At 41.3% G+C, this 15,510-nt stretch carries 20 protein-coding genes and 1 tRNA gene; 11 read left to right on the forward strand and 10 right to left on the reverse strand.

Annotated features, from left to right (window positions below; genetic code table 11):
- The 7 genes from ABFY09_RS12510 to ABFY09_RS12540 form a co-directional block, all read right to left on the reverse strand.
- A partial coding sequence (locus ABFY09_RS12510; RefSeq protein WP_347984652.1) for a hypothetical protein occupies nucleotides 1–195 on the reverse strand: 195 nt, incomplete at its 3' end.
- Between the two features lie 92 nt (nucleotides 196–287).
- Nucleotides 288–371: transfer RNA gene (locus ABFY09_RS12515), tRNA-Tyr, on the reverse strand.
- A 51-nt stretch (nucleotides 372–422) separates the two neighbouring features.
- Entirely contained in the window at nucleotides 423–1,379 is a 957-nt protein-coding gene (locus tag ABFY09_RS12520) for a ProQ/FinO family protein (RefSeq protein WP_347984653.1), read from the reverse strand.
- Nucleotides 1,380–1,576: 197 nt separating this feature from the next.
- The gene (locus tag ABFY09_RS12525; RefSeq protein ID WP_347984654.1) at nucleotides 1,577–2,029 is read right to left on the reverse strand and encodes a hypothetical protein; all 453 of its coding nucleotides are present in this window, start codon (nucleotides 2,027–2,029) and stop codon (nucleotides 1,577–1,579) included.
- Between the two features lie 23 nt (nucleotides 2,030–2,052).
- Nucleotides 2,053–2,283: a cell division protein ZapB gene (locus tag ABFY09_RS12530; RefSeq protein ID WP_347984655.1), complete on the reverse strand. Its 231-nt coding sequence runs from the start codon at nucleotides 2,281–2,283 to the stop codon at nucleotides 2,053–2,055.
- Nucleotides 2,284–2,340: 57 nt separating this feature from the next.
- On the reverse strand, nucleotides 2,341–3,525 hold the full coding sequence (locus ABFY09_RS12535; protein ID WP_347984656.1) for a flagellar assembly protein T N-terminal domain-containing protein: 1,185 nt from the start codon (nucleotides 3,523–3,525) through the stop codon (nucleotides 2,341–2,343).
- Nucleotides 3,526–3,536: 11 nt separating this feature from the next.
- Nucleotides 3,537–4,196, reverse strand: a complete 660-nt coding sequence (locus ABFY09_RS12540; protein ID WP_347984657.1) for an LPP20 family lipoprotein — start codon at nucleotides 4,194–4,196, stop codon at nucleotides 3,537–3,539.
- Nucleotides 4,197–4,540: 344 nt separating this feature from the next.
- On the opposite strand from ABFY09_RS12540, the gene dinB reads away from it, so the two are divergent.
- The 9 genes from dinB to ABFY09_RS12585 all read left to right on the forward strand — a co-directional run bounded on the left by dinB (nucleotide 4,541) and on the right by ABFY09_RS12585 (nucleotide 10,913).
- A complete protein-coding gene (gene dinB, locus ABFY09_RS12545; protein WP_347984658.1) occupies nucleotides 4,541–5,599 on the forward strand; it encodes a DNA polymerase IV in 1,059 nt (352 codons plus the stop codon).
- Between the two features lie 76 nt (nucleotides 5,600–5,675).
- A complete protein-coding gene (locus ABFY09_RS12550) occupies nucleotides 5,676–6,656 on the forward strand; it encodes a hypothetical protein (protein WP_347984659.1) in 981 nt (326 codons plus the stop codon).
- Between the two features lie 81 nt (nucleotides 6,657–6,737).
- Entirely contained in the window at nucleotides 6,738–7,406 is a 669-nt protein-coding gene (locus ABFY09_RS12555; RefSeq protein ID WP_347984660.1) for a dienelactone hydrolase family protein, read from the forward strand.
- 24 nt (nucleotides 7,407–7,430) lie between these two features.
- Entirely contained in the window at nucleotides 7,431–8,246 is an 816-nt protein-coding gene (locus ABFY09_RS12560) for an inositol monophosphatase family protein (protein WP_347984661.1), read from the forward strand.
- Between the two features lie 125 nt (nucleotides 8,247–8,371).
- Entirely contained in the window at nucleotides 8,372–8,785 is a 414-nt protein-coding gene (locus tag ABFY09_RS12565; protein WP_347984662.1) for a DUF2489 domain-containing protein, read from the forward strand.
- 56 nt (nucleotides 8,786–8,841) lie between these two features.
- Nucleotides 8,842–9,153 (forward strand): hypothetical protein, encoded by a 312-nt coding sequence (locus tag ABFY09_RS12570; protein WP_347984663.1) that lies wholly within the window; start codon nucleotides 8,842–8,844, stop codon nucleotides 9,151–9,153.
- 30 nt (nucleotides 9,154–9,183) lie between these two features.
- Nucleotides 9,184–10,005, forward strand: coding sequence for a mechanosensitive ion channel domain-containing protein (locus tag ABFY09_RS12575; protein WP_347984664.1), 822 nt, complete (start codon nucleotides 9,184–9,186; stop codon nucleotides 10,003–10,005).
- Between the two features lie 120 nt (nucleotides 10,006–10,125).
- On the forward strand, nucleotides 10,126–10,635 hold the full coding sequence (gene greB, locus ABFY09_RS12580; protein WP_347984665.1) for a transcription elongation factor GreB: 510 nt from the start codon (nucleotides 10,126–10,128) through the stop codon (nucleotides 10,633–10,635).
- Between the two features lie 14 nt (nucleotides 10,636–10,649).
- Nucleotides 10,650–10,913 carry a DUF72 domain-containing protein gene (locus tag ABFY09_RS12585; protein WP_347984715.1) on the forward strand — a complete coding sequence of 88 codons (264 nt, stop codon included), beginning with the start codon at nucleotides 10,650–10,652 and terminating at the stop codon, nucleotides 10,911–10,913.
- Here ABFY09_RS12585 and ABFY09_RS12590 read toward each other — a convergent pair.
- The 3 genes from ABFY09_RS12590 to ccsA all read right to left on the reverse strand — a co-directional run bounded on the left by ABFY09_RS12590 (nucleotide 10,905) and on the right by ccsA (nucleotide 13,569).
- Nucleotides 10,905–11,453: an NUDIX hydrolase gene (locus ABFY09_RS12590; protein ID WP_347984666.1), complete on the reverse strand. Its 549-nt coding sequence runs from the start codon at nucleotides 11,451–11,453 to the stop codon at nucleotides 10,905–10,907. The two genes, ABFY09_RS12585 and ABFY09_RS12590, sit on opposite strands and share 9 nt — an antisense overlap.
- A 9-nt stretch (nucleotides 11,454–11,462) precedes the next feature.
- Nucleotides 11,463–12,719, reverse strand: coding sequence for an HlyC/CorC family transporter (locus tag ABFY09_RS12595; RefSeq protein WP_347984667.1), 1,257 nt, complete (start codon nucleotides 12,717–12,719; stop codon nucleotides 11,463–11,465).
- 82 nt (nucleotides 12,720–12,801) lie between these two features.
- On the reverse strand, nucleotides 12,802–13,569 hold the full coding sequence (gene ccsA, locus ABFY09_RS12600; RefSeq protein ID WP_347984668.1) for a cytochrome c biogenesis protein CcsA: 768 nt from the start codon (nucleotides 13,567–13,569) through the stop codon (nucleotides 12,802–12,804).
- A 128-nt stretch (nucleotides 13,570–13,697) separates the two neighbouring features.
- Between ccsA and ffh the strand changes: the two genes are divergently transcribed.
- Both ffh and rpsP read left to right on the forward strand, forming a co-directional pair.
- Nucleotides 13,698–15,080 (forward strand): signal recognition particle protein, encoded by a 1,383-nt coding sequence (ffh, locus tag ABFY09_RS12605; RefSeq protein WP_347984669.1) that lies wholly within the window; start codon nucleotides 13,698–13,700, stop codon nucleotides 15,078–15,080.
- Nucleotides 15,081–15,257: 177 nt separating this feature from the next.
- On the forward strand, nucleotides 15,258–15,506 hold the full coding sequence (rpsP, locus tag ABFY09_RS12610; protein WP_191595974.1) for a 30S ribosomal protein S16: 249 nt from the start codon (nucleotides 15,258–15,260) through the stop codon (nucleotides 15,504–15,506).
- Nucleotides 15,507–15,510 lie beyond the last annotated feature (4 nt).

A 15,510-nucleotide genomic window follows, 5' to 3' on the forward strand; every position in this document is an offset into this window, starting at 1 on the left:
TGCCATCTGCCATCTGCCATCTGCCATCTGCCATCTGCCATCTGCCATCTGCCATCTGCCATCTGCCATCTGCCATCTGCCATCTGCCATCTGCCGTCGATGTTTGTCTATCTTGAGTTTTTTTGTTTGTAATGGTTTGGTTTTTTGGTGATGTAAATATAATTTTTCTGGCGTGTATGGTGGCTTGTATTGCACGTAAGTAGTTTGTCTAATGCAATATTATTTTTAATTGGAAGATTGTTTGTTTTGGATGTGATAAGTGATTGTTTCTACAGGGAAAGTAGAGATGGTGGAGGGAGGTGGATTCGAACCACCGAAACTTTCGTGGCAGATTTACAATCTGCTCCCTTTGGCCACTCGGGAACCCCTCCACAGCAGCGCGGCATATATTATATGTCGCGCTAAGATATGTAAACAATTTTCTATGATTTATTTAATAATTTTTCCAGCTTCGCTTTCATGCGCTCTTCTGGAGAAAGATTGTTATAAGCATCATCTTGGCGAGCCGTATTTGTAGGTTTGTTGTTCTGCTTAATCTTGGTTGGATTTTTTGGCTTGGATTTTCTTGGTTGTTGCGCGTTGTTTTCGCGAGCAAGTCTGTCCGATGTCTTCGTGTTTCTTGTTTTGGGTTTTGTAGGGATCATTGACTTAGGTAGAGCTGGCTCGTCGTTAATAGCAATACCTTCTAAATCGACTCTTGGTTGACCTGACATTAAGCACTTTTTGTATCTGTCTGAGCGAGTGTATGCGGCTAGGGCGCGTTTTTGTTTGCTGGCATTAAAGTTGTCATCTAGAACCATGTCTTGGTCTATGCCGACTTTTAGGGGTTTTGGTTGATTCCAATCAAATGCTTTTGGGTAGCGATCTTCAAGCATCTTAATAAGTCGGCGGTTATTTCGTTGATTTTTCTGACGTTTTTTTTGCTCTGGAGTCAAAGTTGTGGTCTCTGCTGAAGCGTCATTGGCCTTTGGTGTGCTTGAGTTGCTTTCATTTGTTACTGTGTCTTCTGATGAGTTTTTAGGCTCAGGTTGTTGTATGCTCATATCATTAATCTGTTCTGTGGTTGTGGTTGTGGTGCCGCTGTTATCTATATCAGCATGCTCGTCTAATAAATCAAAAGCTAGCTGTTGTTCAACTACTTTTCGTTGTTTATTGCTAGGTGAGGGGGTGTCGAGGAGTCCTAGAGAGTCTGTTATATAGCGCTGTACCTGGTCTGCTGGTTGTTGATCTGCCATATGTTGTAGCAAATCCATTGAGGCGCTGCATTCAATGGGTAGATGATGCTCTTTTTTTAGTTTTGCTATTTCTTTTTGGGCATCTTCTAGTTGATTTGTTAACCAGTTAACTTTTGCCTCAAGTTTAGCGATAAGTTGTTCCATAAAGTACAAGGCTCAGTTTGATGTTGGTGTTAGTGGAATGGTTGATGTTTTTTTGTTTATGCCAACCATTTCATTTAGCTGAATCTTGCTTGGTGTGATGATCTTTGGTTCATTATTGTTATACCGCCATGCATAGCAGCCATAGAGGGCTGAAACAGATAAGGTGGCGATTAAATAAAATATTGTTTTCATATTTTTTAAAAAGTGAGTCCAGCACCGATCATAACGTGATTATCATACTTTGAATCTGAGCTGTTTAAGATTTTCATGTATACATCTAGACGAGATGTGTTGGAGATAGCTATTCGAAAGCCTGCTTCTGGGTAATAGACTGTCCCCTCTAGAAAGGATAGTCCGCCACCTATAAATGACCATGCGGTTAACCCAGAGAACGATTGAAAAATAGGGGTGGCACTATAGTAACGTGACCCTACTGTAACCCCACTTTCGAAGTCCTCTCCTATTACAAATGCGAATCCGCCATAAACGGAGATGTTTGTAGGCATTGTGTATTCCATGTAAGAGTTAATGATGGATGTCACACTTTCATTGCCGTTGCTGTCTGGGCGAGTCGCCGTTGACTCATAGTTGAGTAGGGTTGCTACTTGCCCTCCTGGTATCTCTGCGAAGGCGTTTATACTTAGTAACATTAAGATTGCAAACCATAAAGTTTTCATTGTTTGTTATCCATCTGATTTAAACGGTTAAGCATTTGAGAAAGAGAAGATTCCCAGTTTGATTGTTGCTGCTTTATTTGATTTAAAGTGTTTAGGGTGTCGTTTTTTTCTTCGGTAAGTTCGTAGTTTTGCATTTCTAATTCTGAAATTTTTGCTCTTAAAGAGCTAATTTCTTCTATAGCTTCATTAATGCGTTGTTCTAGATGTTGAAGTAGATTATTGTTCATTGGTCTTCCCTAAAAAATAAGAGCAGTTAAATAATATAATAGCTAAGTAGTAATAGGCTACCATGCAATGACGACATCCTGTTGTTGTACGTTTAATATATGAGCGTCAACAACGAGCTCACCAATTGAAAAATTGGGCTGAACTTGTGTAATTGTAACACTGATGTTGGCATTGTTCAGCTGAGTTTGTGTTGACTGCCTTTGATTAAATACTTCATAACGACGATAGACATTAAATGTGTCGCCTTGCTTTATGCCTGATAATGAGCCGGCCGCTATATGTATTTTATTGCCTTCTGTGCGAAAAATATTTGCCATAAAAGGTTGGCATCGTAATTGTTCACTAGTGTCTAACGCGCTTTCTTTTAATGTTTGTTGTACGACTCTTCCATAATGAACTGTCCAAAATTTTGCACTACCAAAACCTATTCTGGCGTGATCTAAAATATCCCAATTACCTATTTCATTGTATCTGTGCTCAAAAAGTAAGGCGCCGCTAAAACCATCGTATATATAAATATCGACTATAAAGCTTCTTTCTTTATCTATACCTTCATCTAAAAGATCTTTTGCGTCTTTGTTATTCGGTTGCCTGAGATAGATTTCACCTATGTCTCTAATAACACCACTAACAATATATTGAACGCCTAGTTGTTCACTTATTCTAGTAACGTTTGTGAGAGAGCCATCGAAGTTTGTTGAAGAGGGTGCGTTGATAAGATCAGGGTAAATAGCGATGTTGGTTGCTGTGATCGCTCTAATATAACCTTGCTTGTTGATTTCGTCGGCGAGGTGTTTCGGGAGTTCTCTTGCGATGTTGCTGAGTTCGCCCAGTCTTGCTTGTTGTGGGTTCTGTAATTCGAATCCTGTGACGCCTACGGTTTTTCTATAATAACTTGTTGGGCCGCTGCTGCACTGTGAATCAGGAGTAACTTCTATTCTCGCAATAAGAGATAAAAAGTCTCCATTAACCTCTTCAGACAGAATGCTTGCCCGTTGAACATGGCCAGAGCTCCGGATTTCTATATTAGACTCTAGTTCTCCATTATTGAGTGCGTCTTTTACATTTACTCGAGAGCCTGATTCAAGAACAGCTTGTTTGATAGCTTGTTGGGTTGCTCTGTATCTTGCATCAGCAATGTCATCATTGTAGATGATGGCCTCGCCTGCAACATCCACAGTTTTCGAAAAAAGGTTAATGGAGATTAAGAGGCCTAGTGTAACAAACAGAACATGCTTCAAGATAAATACCGTTAGTCAATGCTGTAGAAGTTTGTTGTTGGTCGAGAGCTTTCTACATTAATTGCTCGATAGCCTGGGTTCACTTGACAGTTAGGGTCTGTGTTAATGCCTTGGGAGGAAGTCACACATTGGCGGAAGTTTTCTTGCAGTGCCATTTCGACTACGGTTTCAAAGGTGCCATCTTCATGCTCACGTTGAGAAACCACTTTTGCACCTACGAGATAGGCATCTACATAAGTTCTTAATTCATCGTTTTGAATAACCATGTTGCTCAAGGAGCTAGAGCCGTCGATTTTCAGGCCATAAACCCGCTCTGATAGGTTTCTATATGCATCCAGCATAGAGCTACGCAGTGTCATTATGCGAGCTTGAGATTTCGATAAGCGTTTGTTGGTTGTTAAAGCAGCGTAGCCCGTCGCTGTTACGACAATAGGTTCTTGTTTGATAACGGCGATGGTGTTGTTGGCATTTACTGCGCCATTTTGTGTGGTTGGCGCATTGTAGGTATTAGTATTGGTATTGGTATTGGTGCCAATATTTCCCACAGTATTGCCATTACAAGGCGCAACAGATGTGCATGTTTCGGTTGACCCTTGCTGATTAAGGTTTTGGCAGCCAGCAAGGATGATTGCACTCATGGTTATTAATAGAATTCGTAGTGATAGTGTCATTGTGTGCCCTTTAAATGGAAGTCCTTGCTGCAAATGTGACTATAGAGATATTCATCATAAATAAATTATTCAGAAAATACCTTTGCTTTTCAATATCTTTAATTCATTCAATAAAATGTAAACCATTTTACGCTCTAGCGTCCATGTTTGCTCGTGTAAAAAGGTGCTTTTCTTGGCTTTCTGCGTAAAAAAAATCATTTGAAGGTGGTTTTTGCAAAATCTGCTAATTGTCTTTTGTGTTAATGAGGGTTTAGTGGGAGGGTTTGTTTGCTTTTATTGGCTATGTAAATTACCAGACCAATGAGTGTATACTGTTTTTTTATACAGTTATTCTTGGTGTTGTAATGCCAACGTCCCGAAAAATTATTCATATAGATGCTGACTGCTTTTACGCGGCGATCGAAATGCGTGACGATCCTAGTTTGCGAGATATTCCCATTGCCATCGGTGGGCCAGTGGATCGTCGTAGTGTTTTGGCGACGGCAAATTATGCAGCTCGTGTTTATGGTGTTCGATCGGCGATGCCTACCTCTGTAGCTAAGCGACTTTGCCCTTCGTTGCTTGTTATTCCTGGAAATATGGCGAAATACCGAGAAGCTTCGCAGCAAATGCAGGCCATCTTTCATGATTTTACTCATATTATTGAACCTTTGTCCTTGGATGAAGCCTATCTTGATGTGACGGACTCAGGGCATTTTCAAGGTAGTGCGACTCGAATAGCTGAAAAGATTCGAGCTCGGATTTTTGAAGAGGTTGGAATTACTGTTTCTGCTGGTGTTGCCACTAACAAGTTTATTGCCAAAGTCGCTTCTGATTGGAAAAAACCAAATGGCTTAACGGTTGTTTCGCCGGAGAATCAGTTTGAGTTTGTGTCAGGAATTCCTGTGAAGTCTATTTCTGGAATTGGGCGAGTGGCACAGGAAAAGCTTGCTGGGCTTGGTGTGTATACTTGTGCCGATTTACAAAGACAGGACTTTTCTGTGTTACAGAAAGCATTCGGCAGTATGGCGTTTCGATTGTCTCAGTTTGCTTTGGGAGTAGATGAACGCTCTGTTGAGGTTTCTAGAGAAAGAAAAAGCATTTCAGTCGAGCGCACTTTTGATAAAGATTTGTCGGATATGAAAGCATGTCAAGATGCTCTACCTCTGCTGTTGGCTGAGTTAAAAAGACGTATGGCGGGTAAAGACGTTGATTCTCAGTTAAGTAAGTATTATTTAAAATTGAAGTTTGATAACTTTAAGCAAACGACAATAGAACAGCCGATTAAAAGCAAATTAACTGATGAGATCTTTTTTTCTTTGCTGGTGCAGGCTTGCTCTCGGTCTCTACGTCCAGTGCGCTTAATTGGTGTTGGTTATAGGCTTTCCCCTCCAAAACCGCTGCAATTGAATTTTGAATTTTGATGTGCAGTGTAAATATTGATTGTTTTTTGTACGGCTGACTATACTCATTAGAATAACTTCTATGGGAGGTGTTCAAATGTTTAAGCAACATAATCAATATAATTACGTTCATATGAGTCGGCCTGACTCTTTGTCTCATCGACTGCGCTTTGAAGTTGAGCAAACTTTGTCTTCTTTATATGCCGATTCTTCCTTAGTAGACCTACTTGATAGTTTGTATTTACCTTTCTCCAGTTGGGTTAATAAAAAAGCCAGTGCAGGACAAGGTGCTTTGTTTGTTGGTGTTGGAGGTGCGCAAGGTTGTGGTAAGACGACTTTTTGTAGTGTTGTTCGCCGAGTTTTACACAAAGGGTTTGACTTGAATTGTGTGCTTTTGAGTTTGGATGATTTATACAGCACTCGATATGATCGACTTAAGTTCGCTAATAAAACAACAAATTTGTTTTCCGTCCGAGGTGTGCCAGGTACTCATGATATTGAGCTAGCCATGATTCTTTTTGAGCGTTTGAAGAGTCTTAAAGAAGGAGAGGTGATGCGACTGCCTTGTTTTGATAAGTCGATCGATGATCGTAAAGCGGTTCATTTGTGGCAAGAGGTTCAGGGGCCAGTTGATGTTGTGTTGTTTGAAGGTTGGTGTGTGGGTGCTCCTCCGATGAAAGAGGGGTTAAATCATCCAATTAATTCACTTGAAGAAGAATTGGATACGGATGGTTTATGGCGAAAAACGATGAACCAGCGTTTGGCGCAGGATTATAAAGAGCTGTTTTCAAAAATTGATTTAATGGTTTGGATGCAGGCGCCTCATTATGACGTGGTATATGAATGGCGCAATAAGCAGGAGCGTATGCTGGAAAGCCATCTTCACGATATTCATGGCATTTTGCTGGATACAATTGATTTAAAAGTCATGTCTGAAGCTGAGTTGAAGCGATTTATGCAATATTACGAGCGTCTTACTCGCCATTTATTGGCTGTTATGCCAGACCAAGCAGATGTACTTTTTACTTTAAATGAGGCGCAAGAAGTGATTAAGACACGCTATCCAACTGAGCATTAGTGTCTAGATATATCGAGAGAGAAACTTCATTGTGATAGGCTATGGCGATTGACATAGCCTATTTTTTTGGAGAGAGAAAGAATGACTGATTTGTTGCCTTCTGTCATCGTAGAAACTAACCCTCAGCCTGATGCTGCGATTATCTGGTTGCATGGTCTTGGATCGGACGGCCATGACTTTGAGTCTTTAGTGCCAACTTTGTCTTTATCGCCAGATCTTGGTGTGAGATTTGTGTTTCCTCATGCACCTAAACGGCCAGTAACCATTAATGGTGGTATGGAAATGCGCGCCTGGTATGACATTTATGAAATGACACTAGAGCGCAAGGTGGATATGGCTAATATCGATGAATCTTATCATCAGATTGAAGCCTTGATTGAAGATCAGGTTCAACAGGGAATTTTGGCTGATCGCATCATTGTTGCAGGTTTTTCTCAGGGCGGTGTTATTGCTTATCAGGCAATGTTGCGAACAAAACGCACACTGGCAGGCGTGCTTGCCTTATCGACTTATCTGGTAAACGGTGATGCCGTGTCTGAATCAGTAGATTGCACTAATGGCCAAACTCCGATCTTAATTCACCATGGATCGCAAGACCCGATTGTTGCACCTGTTTTAGGTACACAAGCGAGAGATTTGTTGGTCTCAAAAGGCTTCAGTGTCTCCTATCAATCTTATCCAATGCCTCATTCGGTGTGCCCTGAACAGGTTAACGATATTTCAGTCTGGCTTAATGAACGATTGGCTTAATTTAAAAAAAGCTTGGTGGATCTTATGATCAGTGGTTTTGATATCGAATGGTTAGATTTTGCTAAGTCGCTTGCTGCAAGCGCTGGTGAAATGATGATTGAGGCGAGAAATAAAGCGGCGTTTGTTCGTGATTATAAAAGTGATCACGAACTTGTGACGAGTACGGATTTAGCGATTGATCAGTTTCTATGTTCGAGTATTGCGACGCGTTATCCAGAGCACCTCATTTTATCTGAGGAGTCTTCGCCAGATATTCAGTTTATCTCTACCGATACACCTGTTTGGGTAATTGACCCGATTGATGGCACGGTGAATTTTGCACATGGTCATGCGCATGTCGCTGTGTCGATTGGTTTGTATTTAAATGGAGAGCGAGTTGTTGGTGTGGTAAATGCGCCATTTCTTAATGAATGTTATTGGGCTAGAAGGTCGCATGGTGCGTATTGTAATGATGAATTGCTGAGTGTGTCTGGTAATTCTGTATTACGTAATGCGCTGGTTGCAACAGGTTTTCCTTATCAAAAAGATGCTTTGAAACCAATACTTGAGCGTGTTTCGCGTATTTTGCATGCTTGTCAGGATATACGGCGCAATGGTTCTGCCGCGTTGGATTTGTGTTGGGTAGCTTCTGGTCGTTTAAATGCGTATTTTGAAGTGGTAAAGCCTTGGGATATGGCAGCAGGTGCTCTTATTGCGGAGGAAGCTGGCGCAAAAGTTGGGCGTTATTCTGTACCTCAGAATGATTGGCCAGAAGCGATCAATGGCGACTCGTTATTAGTGTCATCACCAGCTCTATTTGATGACTTATATGCTTTATTGCAGTCTGAACATTCGCTGTAATAAAGAGGTAAGTTGGTTGTTTTATAAAATCAGGTGGGTGTAACTGCTTGATATATAGGTTGCGAGTAGAATTTACTATGTCTTTAACAGTGTTCTTTGTTTTTCTTTTTATAGCTGTCGGCATAATGGCAGTTTCACTTTGGTTTATTTTTCGTCAGCTTAAACTTAATAAAATGCGTAAGCAGCGCATCCTTGATGGTGAAGCTCGGATTATTGCTGAGCGTCAGAAGAGAATAGATAGTATTGACGTTTTATTGAAAGTGGCTAATACAGATGAGATGGGGTGGATTGAAGCCAGTATTAGAATTAAAAATCTTCTAGATCAGTTGGGTGTTGATTTATCTGATCATGAAGACATTTCAGCTTTTTATATAGTGACAGAGAACACAATGCATATTCCAACCCATGAGCAATGGAATTTGTTGCCTAAAGAAGCGAAAAAGAAACTCCGTAATGAAATGGCAAAATGCGAAGCGGATAATACCGAGCATTTATTGCGGGCTCAGAAAAGCTTGAGTTGTTACTCCTTCTCCAAATGATTGTTCAGCTTATCGTCTCATCCGCTCTTTTGTGCTTGCTCTTGCTGGGGCTTGTTTTGTTTTATATAAAACGTCCTGAAAAACTGCCTTATTATATTTTTTCGCCCCAAGATTGTATTGAATTTTTAACGAAGGCAATAAAAGGTGAGCTGTTAGAGCATGAGTGGCATGCTTTTGTGGGGGTGGCGTTGAGAGGGGATGAGGAATTAGAAAAGTTACGAAAAAGCTGTTTATTTATCGATGAATATTGTGTAAAACGTACGCATTTATTGCACAGTCGAAAGTGTTTGGCTTTTGATGATGAGGCAAAGATACAGTTGCAAAAGTTATTAGATGAGTGGCGTCATAAAGTTTCTTATGTGGCCTAATATATTTTATATAAAGAAGGAGTTCATGGTATGCAAGATCTATTAGATCAAGGTTCTGGGTGGTTGCCACTTATTACTGACGGGTTAATTAACCTGTCTTTTGGTTTGGTTATATTCTTTATTGGTAAATTTATTGCCTCTAAGGTAGCTAAGTGGTGTGAGAAGCGTATGTTGAAGTCCTCCGTTGATAAGGCGGTGGCTGGCTTTACGTCAAGTATTCTTTATGCATTGATGTTTGCAGCGGTAACTTTAATGGCATTAGGTCAAGTTGGTGTTGAAACCACTTCCTTTATTGCGATTCTTGGTGCTGCAGGTTTGGCTGTTGGTTTGGCTTTGCAAGGCTCTCTATCTAACTTTGCGTCAGGTGTTTTGATCATTATCTTGCGTCCTTTTAAAAGTGGTGATTTTATCGATGGTGCGGGTCAAATGGGTACAGTAGATCGTATTGAGTTGTTTCACACTTATTTAAAAACAACAGATAATCGTGTTGTTATTATTCCTAACTCAGCGATGATGGGCGGTTCAATTGTCAACTTTTCTCGCGAAGCAACTCGTCGTGTAGATTTAGTTGTTGGTATTAGTTATGACGCAGATATTCGCCTGGCTAAGCAGATTATGGAAGAGATTGTCGCCGCTGATGAGCGTATTTTAAAAGATCCTGAGTGTACTATTGCAGTATCTGAGTTGGCTGACAGTTCTGTTAATTTTGTTGTGCGCCCTTGGGTAAATGCAGCAGACTATTGGACTGTTCGTGCAGATGTTTTAGAGAAAGTGAAATATGCATTTGATGAGCGTGGTGTTGGAATTCCTTATCCACAAATGGATGTTCATCTTCATAAGAAAGAGTCGTAATATTTAAACTCTTTTCTTTTAAAATGCCGCCAAGTGATTACGGTTGCTTGGCGGCATTTTGCTTTTCAAGAAAGCTGCTTTTCTTTCGATTAAAAAACTGTATTTTTTAGGTTGTTGCTAATGAGCCGCTATCGTCCCCCATCCTCCCCAAAATCAGCTTATATTACCCAAGAAGGTGCTCAGGCCCTATTGGCTGAACTGAAGTATTTGTGGAAAGAGAAACGTCCGGCGGTTACTGAAACGGTGCGTGAGGCTGCTGCGCAAGGCGATCGCTCTGAAAATGCTGAGTACATTTACGGTAAGAAACAGTTGCGTGAGATAGATAGGCGAGTTCGCTATCTTGAGAAACGTCTAGATGCCTGTACGGTCGTTGACCGTTTTCCGAGTGATCAAAGTCGAGTGTTCTTTGGTGCATGGGTAACCTTAGAAGACGAATATGGCGAAATTAAAGAGTATCGTATTGTCGGTCCTGATGAGTTGGATCATCATGCTGGCTACATTAGTATTGATTCACCTGTGGCTCGGGCTTTATTAAAGAAGCAAGAGGGGGATGAAGTGGTCATTCGTCTCGCTGCAGGGGATAAAGTGTATTTTATTGAGGCGATTGAATATCGTTCTATGACGTTGTGAAAATCCATTATGGCATGGTGCAGTGGCAACATCCTGCGTGGAAAAATTGGCTCTATTCAAGTTCGCTTCCAGCCTCTGAAAGAATGGGGCGCTATTCGGATGTTTTTTCCACAGTTGAAGTCAGTAGTGCTTTTTATACCAAAGTCAATCAAGCTCAGCTGCAGCGTTGGTGTGAAATGCTGAATGACGACTTCTGTTTTTGTATTAGGGTGTTTCAAGAGATAACTCATCGTTTCAATGAGCGTTCTTTGGAAGGGGGTATTTGCTTTTTATTTTGAACAAAGTTGATCGACTAGAATTACGTCGTCATGAAAACCATAGTGCCCAACTTCATGATCTTGAATAAAGAGCTTTAATGTTTTGCTAACACTGCTAAACGCAAGCTCATCCCAAGGAATGTCTTTTAAATCAAACAGTGCTACTTCCGAGCTTTCTTCTGTCGGATGGAAGTCGTCTTTTTCTAATTTAGCTAAATAGAACAAATGAATCTGATTGATATGAGGGATGCTTATCATGCTAAAGAGTTGTAAGCATTTGGCAACTGAGCCGCTTTCTTCTAGGGTTTCTCTTAATGCGCCTTCGCTGGTGGTTTCTTGGTTTTCCATGAAGCCTGCAGGTAAAGTCCAAAATCCTAGACGAGGCTCAATATTGCGTCGACACAACAGAACTTTTTCCTCATAAAGAGGAATGGTGCCTGTAATAAGATTTGGGTTGTCATAATCAATGTTCCCGCAACTTGGGCACATTGCCCTCATTCGGTTATCTCCGGCCGGTATCGCCATGTTGACTGAGTGGCCGCATTGGGAACAAAATCTCATTATGTTTCCTTATCGCTTAAGTTGGAGCTTAGCGTATTTCACAACTTTATCTTCAATTTCTTGGATCTCAATCATATAGTGGCCAACCCATAAACTGATAGGATGTTCTGGGATAAGCTCTAATGTTTCTATGATTAGGCCGTTTAGCGTTTTCGGTCCATCAGTGGGTAGATGCCAGTCGAGTGTTTTGTTGATCTCGCGGATGTGAGTCGAGCCTTCTATTCGGAAGGAGCCATCATCTAGTGTTTGTATTTCTTCTTCTTCATCTTGAGTCGGTGGGGTGAACTCGCCAACAATTTCTTCTAATACGTCTTCTAAAGCGGCAATACCTTGGACATCACCATACTCATCTACCACTACGCCCATTTGTTGATGGTCTTTTTGGAAATTGAGAAGCACTGTGTTTAGAGGGGTGCTTTCAGGGATGAAATACGGCTCAAGTGTCGCTTTTAATAATGCGGCTTTGGACGGTGTAGGGTCGCGCAAGAATATTGCAGCATGTCGTGCGTGAAGAATACCAATGATTTTATTGATCTCGCCATTGTAGACAGGCATGCGTGTGTGTCGGCTTTGGCAAATTTGTTCGATGATCTCTTCGATTGAGTCTTCAATATCTATGCCGACAACTTCATTCCGAGGAATCATAATGTCTTCAACAGAGACTTTTTCCAAGTCAAGAATGGAAATTAACATTTCTTGGTGGGCTGCGGGAATCAGTCCACTGGCTTCGTTTACAACCGTTCTTAGTTCTTCGGAATCCAGTGTGTCTTGTTTGTTTTGAGAGGCGTGAACGCCAATTAAGCGCAACAGGCCATTAGACAAGCCATTGACTAACCATACAAGTGGGTAGAGAGCTTTTAATAAAATAGCGAGGACCCAAGAGGCTGGGAAGGCAATTTTTTCTGGGTGGATAGTGGCTAATGTTTTCGGCGTAACCTCTGCAAAAATCAATACGATCATAGTAAGTGCTGCTGTGGCTATTGCTACACCGGCGTCCCCCCATAAACGAACAGCAATAATAGTTGCTATTGCGGAAGCTAGAATATTAACAAAGTTGTTGCCGATTAAAATAACGCCAATAAGTCTATCAGGGCGTTCAAGGAGGGTGTTTACCTTTATTGCAGATCGATTCTTGCTTTTAACCAGATGCTTTAGGCGATACTTATTAATCGACAGCATTCCTGTTTCAGAGCTCGAAAAGAAAGCGGAAAGTAAGATAAGACAGAAAAGTATTCCACCAAGAATACCTAAGGGTACTTCGTTCAAAAAGGGATCGCCTCAATTATTTAGATAAATGGATTATTAGTTCTTAAGATCTGACTGTCAAACTACTTTGATCTAATTGTGATTAATGAAGCAAGATTTGCAATGCAATACGACTACCAAAGTAGCCAAGCATTAGCAGAAAAAAACCACTTAGCGTAAGTTTCACCGCTAGTTGCCCGCGCCACCCTACAATGTGCCTACCTAATAAAAGTCCTGCAAAAACAAACCAAGACATAATGGTAAAGAAGGTTTTATGAGCAAGGTGTTGAGCGAACATGTCTTCGATGAAGTAAAATCCTGTCGCTATAGTTATGGTTAACAGGACAAAGGCAGCCCAAATGAACTCAAACATAAGTTGTTCTAAAACTTGCAGAGGCGGCACTCTTAGCAGTTGTTTTAGTTTGTGGTGTTTGAGTTGGTACTCTTGAATTGCCAATAAAATGCCAACTCCGCAAGCGGCAGTAAACAAACTATAAGCAGCAGAAGCAATTAATATATGGGCGCTGGTGCCCCAGGAGTTGCTATGCAATTGCATTAAATCCCAAGGCTCTATGGCGTTGAGGGCAATAATGATGGCGCCAAGAGGGAAAGCAGCGCCCAATAATAGAGAGAGATCTTTATCGCGATTACTAAACCAAAGTAAGCTATTGCCAATAAACGCAATTAAAAGGCCGATGGTTAAAAAATTAAAACCGTCTTTATTGAGTAAAAGTTGAATCAAAGAAGATGTATGGGTAGCGAGAGCTAATGCGCCAATGTGTTGTGTGAGACGGCTTTGAGGACGGGCGAAATAAGTCGCTCCGGCAATTATAGAAGCGAGACAGGCAAACCAAAGCGATAATTGAATCATGAAACTAAAGGTTCCGCTGAGTAAAGGTATAGGGTGAAAAACATTTATCCGTTATAATAGAGCCAATTTCACCTTGGATAAACTGAAACCGTAGGTTTTTTCCATTTAGAACCAAATTTGAGGGCAATATGTTCGACAATTTATCGAATCGCTTAACTTCCTCGCTTGATCATATTCGAGGTCGAGCCAAACTGACAGAAGACAACGTAAAAGATGTTTTGCGTGAGGTGCGTATGGCGCTCCTTGAAGCTGACGTCGCATTACCTGTTGTAAAAGATTTTATTGCCGCTGTAAAAGAGCGAGCGATTGGCACTGAAGTATCAAAAAGCCTAAGTCCTGGCCAAGTCTTCCTTAAGATAGTAAAGCAAGAGCTTGAAAATGTAATGGGGCAGGCGAATGATGGCCTGAACCTTCGTGTTGCGAGTCCAGCAGTTATTTTGTTGGCTGGTTTACAAGGGGCGGGTAAAACCACTTCTGCGGCTAAGTTAGCAAAATATTTAAAAGAACGAGAAAAGAAATCTGTTTCTGTTGTTAGTGCCGATGTGTATCGTCCGGCTGCGATTAAGCAGCTTGAAACGCTTGCGGGTGAAGTGGGGGTTGACTTCATTCAGAGTGATTTGTCTCAAAAGCCAATCGACATTGTAAATGGCGCCATCGATTATGCTAAGAAAGCGCATAAAGATGTATTGATTGTTGATACGGCGGGTCGTTTATCTGTTGATGATGCCATGATGGCGGAAATCAAAGAGTTGCATGCCGCTGTTAATCCAATTGAGACCTTGTTTGTTGTCGATTCGATGACAGGTCAAGATGCTGCGAATACAGCGAAAGCTTTTGGTGATGTGTTGCCGCTCACAGGAGTTATCTTAACGAAGACGGATGGTGATGCTCGTGGTGGTGCCGCATTATCTGTGCGACATATCACTGGTAAGCCAATTAAATTCTTAGGTGTTGGTGAAAAAGTTGAAGCATTAGAGCCATTTCATCCTGATCGTTTGGCCTCTCGTATTCTTGGTATGGGCGATATGCTTTCTCTTATAGAGCAAGCTGAGCAGAAAATCGACAAGGATAAGGCTGAAAAATTAGCTGGTAAGCTTAAGAAAGGTAAAGGCTTTGATTTAGAAGACTTTAAAGAACAGCTTCAGCAAATGAAAAACATGGGTGGAATGAGCTCTATGTTGGATAAGCTTCCAGGCATGGGGCAGCTGGGTAATATTCAAGATAAAGTGAATGACAAAATGTTCGTGCAGATGGAAGCCTTGATTAATTCTATGACGCCAGCGGAACGTCGTAATCCAGATGTGATAAATGGCTCTCGTAAGAAGCGTATTTCGGCAGGCGCAGGTTTGCAGATTCAAGATTTGAATCGCCTGTTGAAACAGCACAAACAAATGCAAAAGATGATGAAGAAATTCAGCTCTAAAGGCGGAATGCAGAAAATGATGCGTGGATTAGGTGGAATGATGCCGGGTGGTGGTATGCCAGGTGGTGGCGGTTTCCCTAGAATGTAGAGCTAATTAGCTGTTTTTACAGGTGGTTTTTAAAAAACTACTACTTTAATTGAAAGGGCGAGCAAATCGCCCTTTTGTTTTTCTAGTTTATCGACTAGAATATGCCGCCTTCTTGTAGTATGAGTCTAAAATCCGACTCGGCAAGAGGGTTTCGTTAAGCAATAAGGAGCCAATCAAATGGTAACTATTCGTCTTTCTCGTGGTGGCTCTAAAAAGCGCCCATTCTATCACTTGAACGTGGCTGATAGCCGTCGTGCGCGTGATGGTCGTTACATCGAGCGTTTGGGTTTCTTTAACCCTATTGCTCGTGGTCAAGAAGAACGTCTACGCATCGATTTAGATCGCGTAAATCATTGGGTTAGCCAAGGCGCTCAACTTTCTGACCGTGCTGCGCAGCTTGTAAAAGATGCTAGCAAAAACGCTTAATACT

The sequence above is a fragment of the Marinomonas sp. 5E14-1 genome (assembly GCF_039939215.1).
Lineage (GTDB): Bacteria > Pseudomonadota > Gammaproteobacteria > Pseudomonadales > Marinomonadaceae > Marinomonas.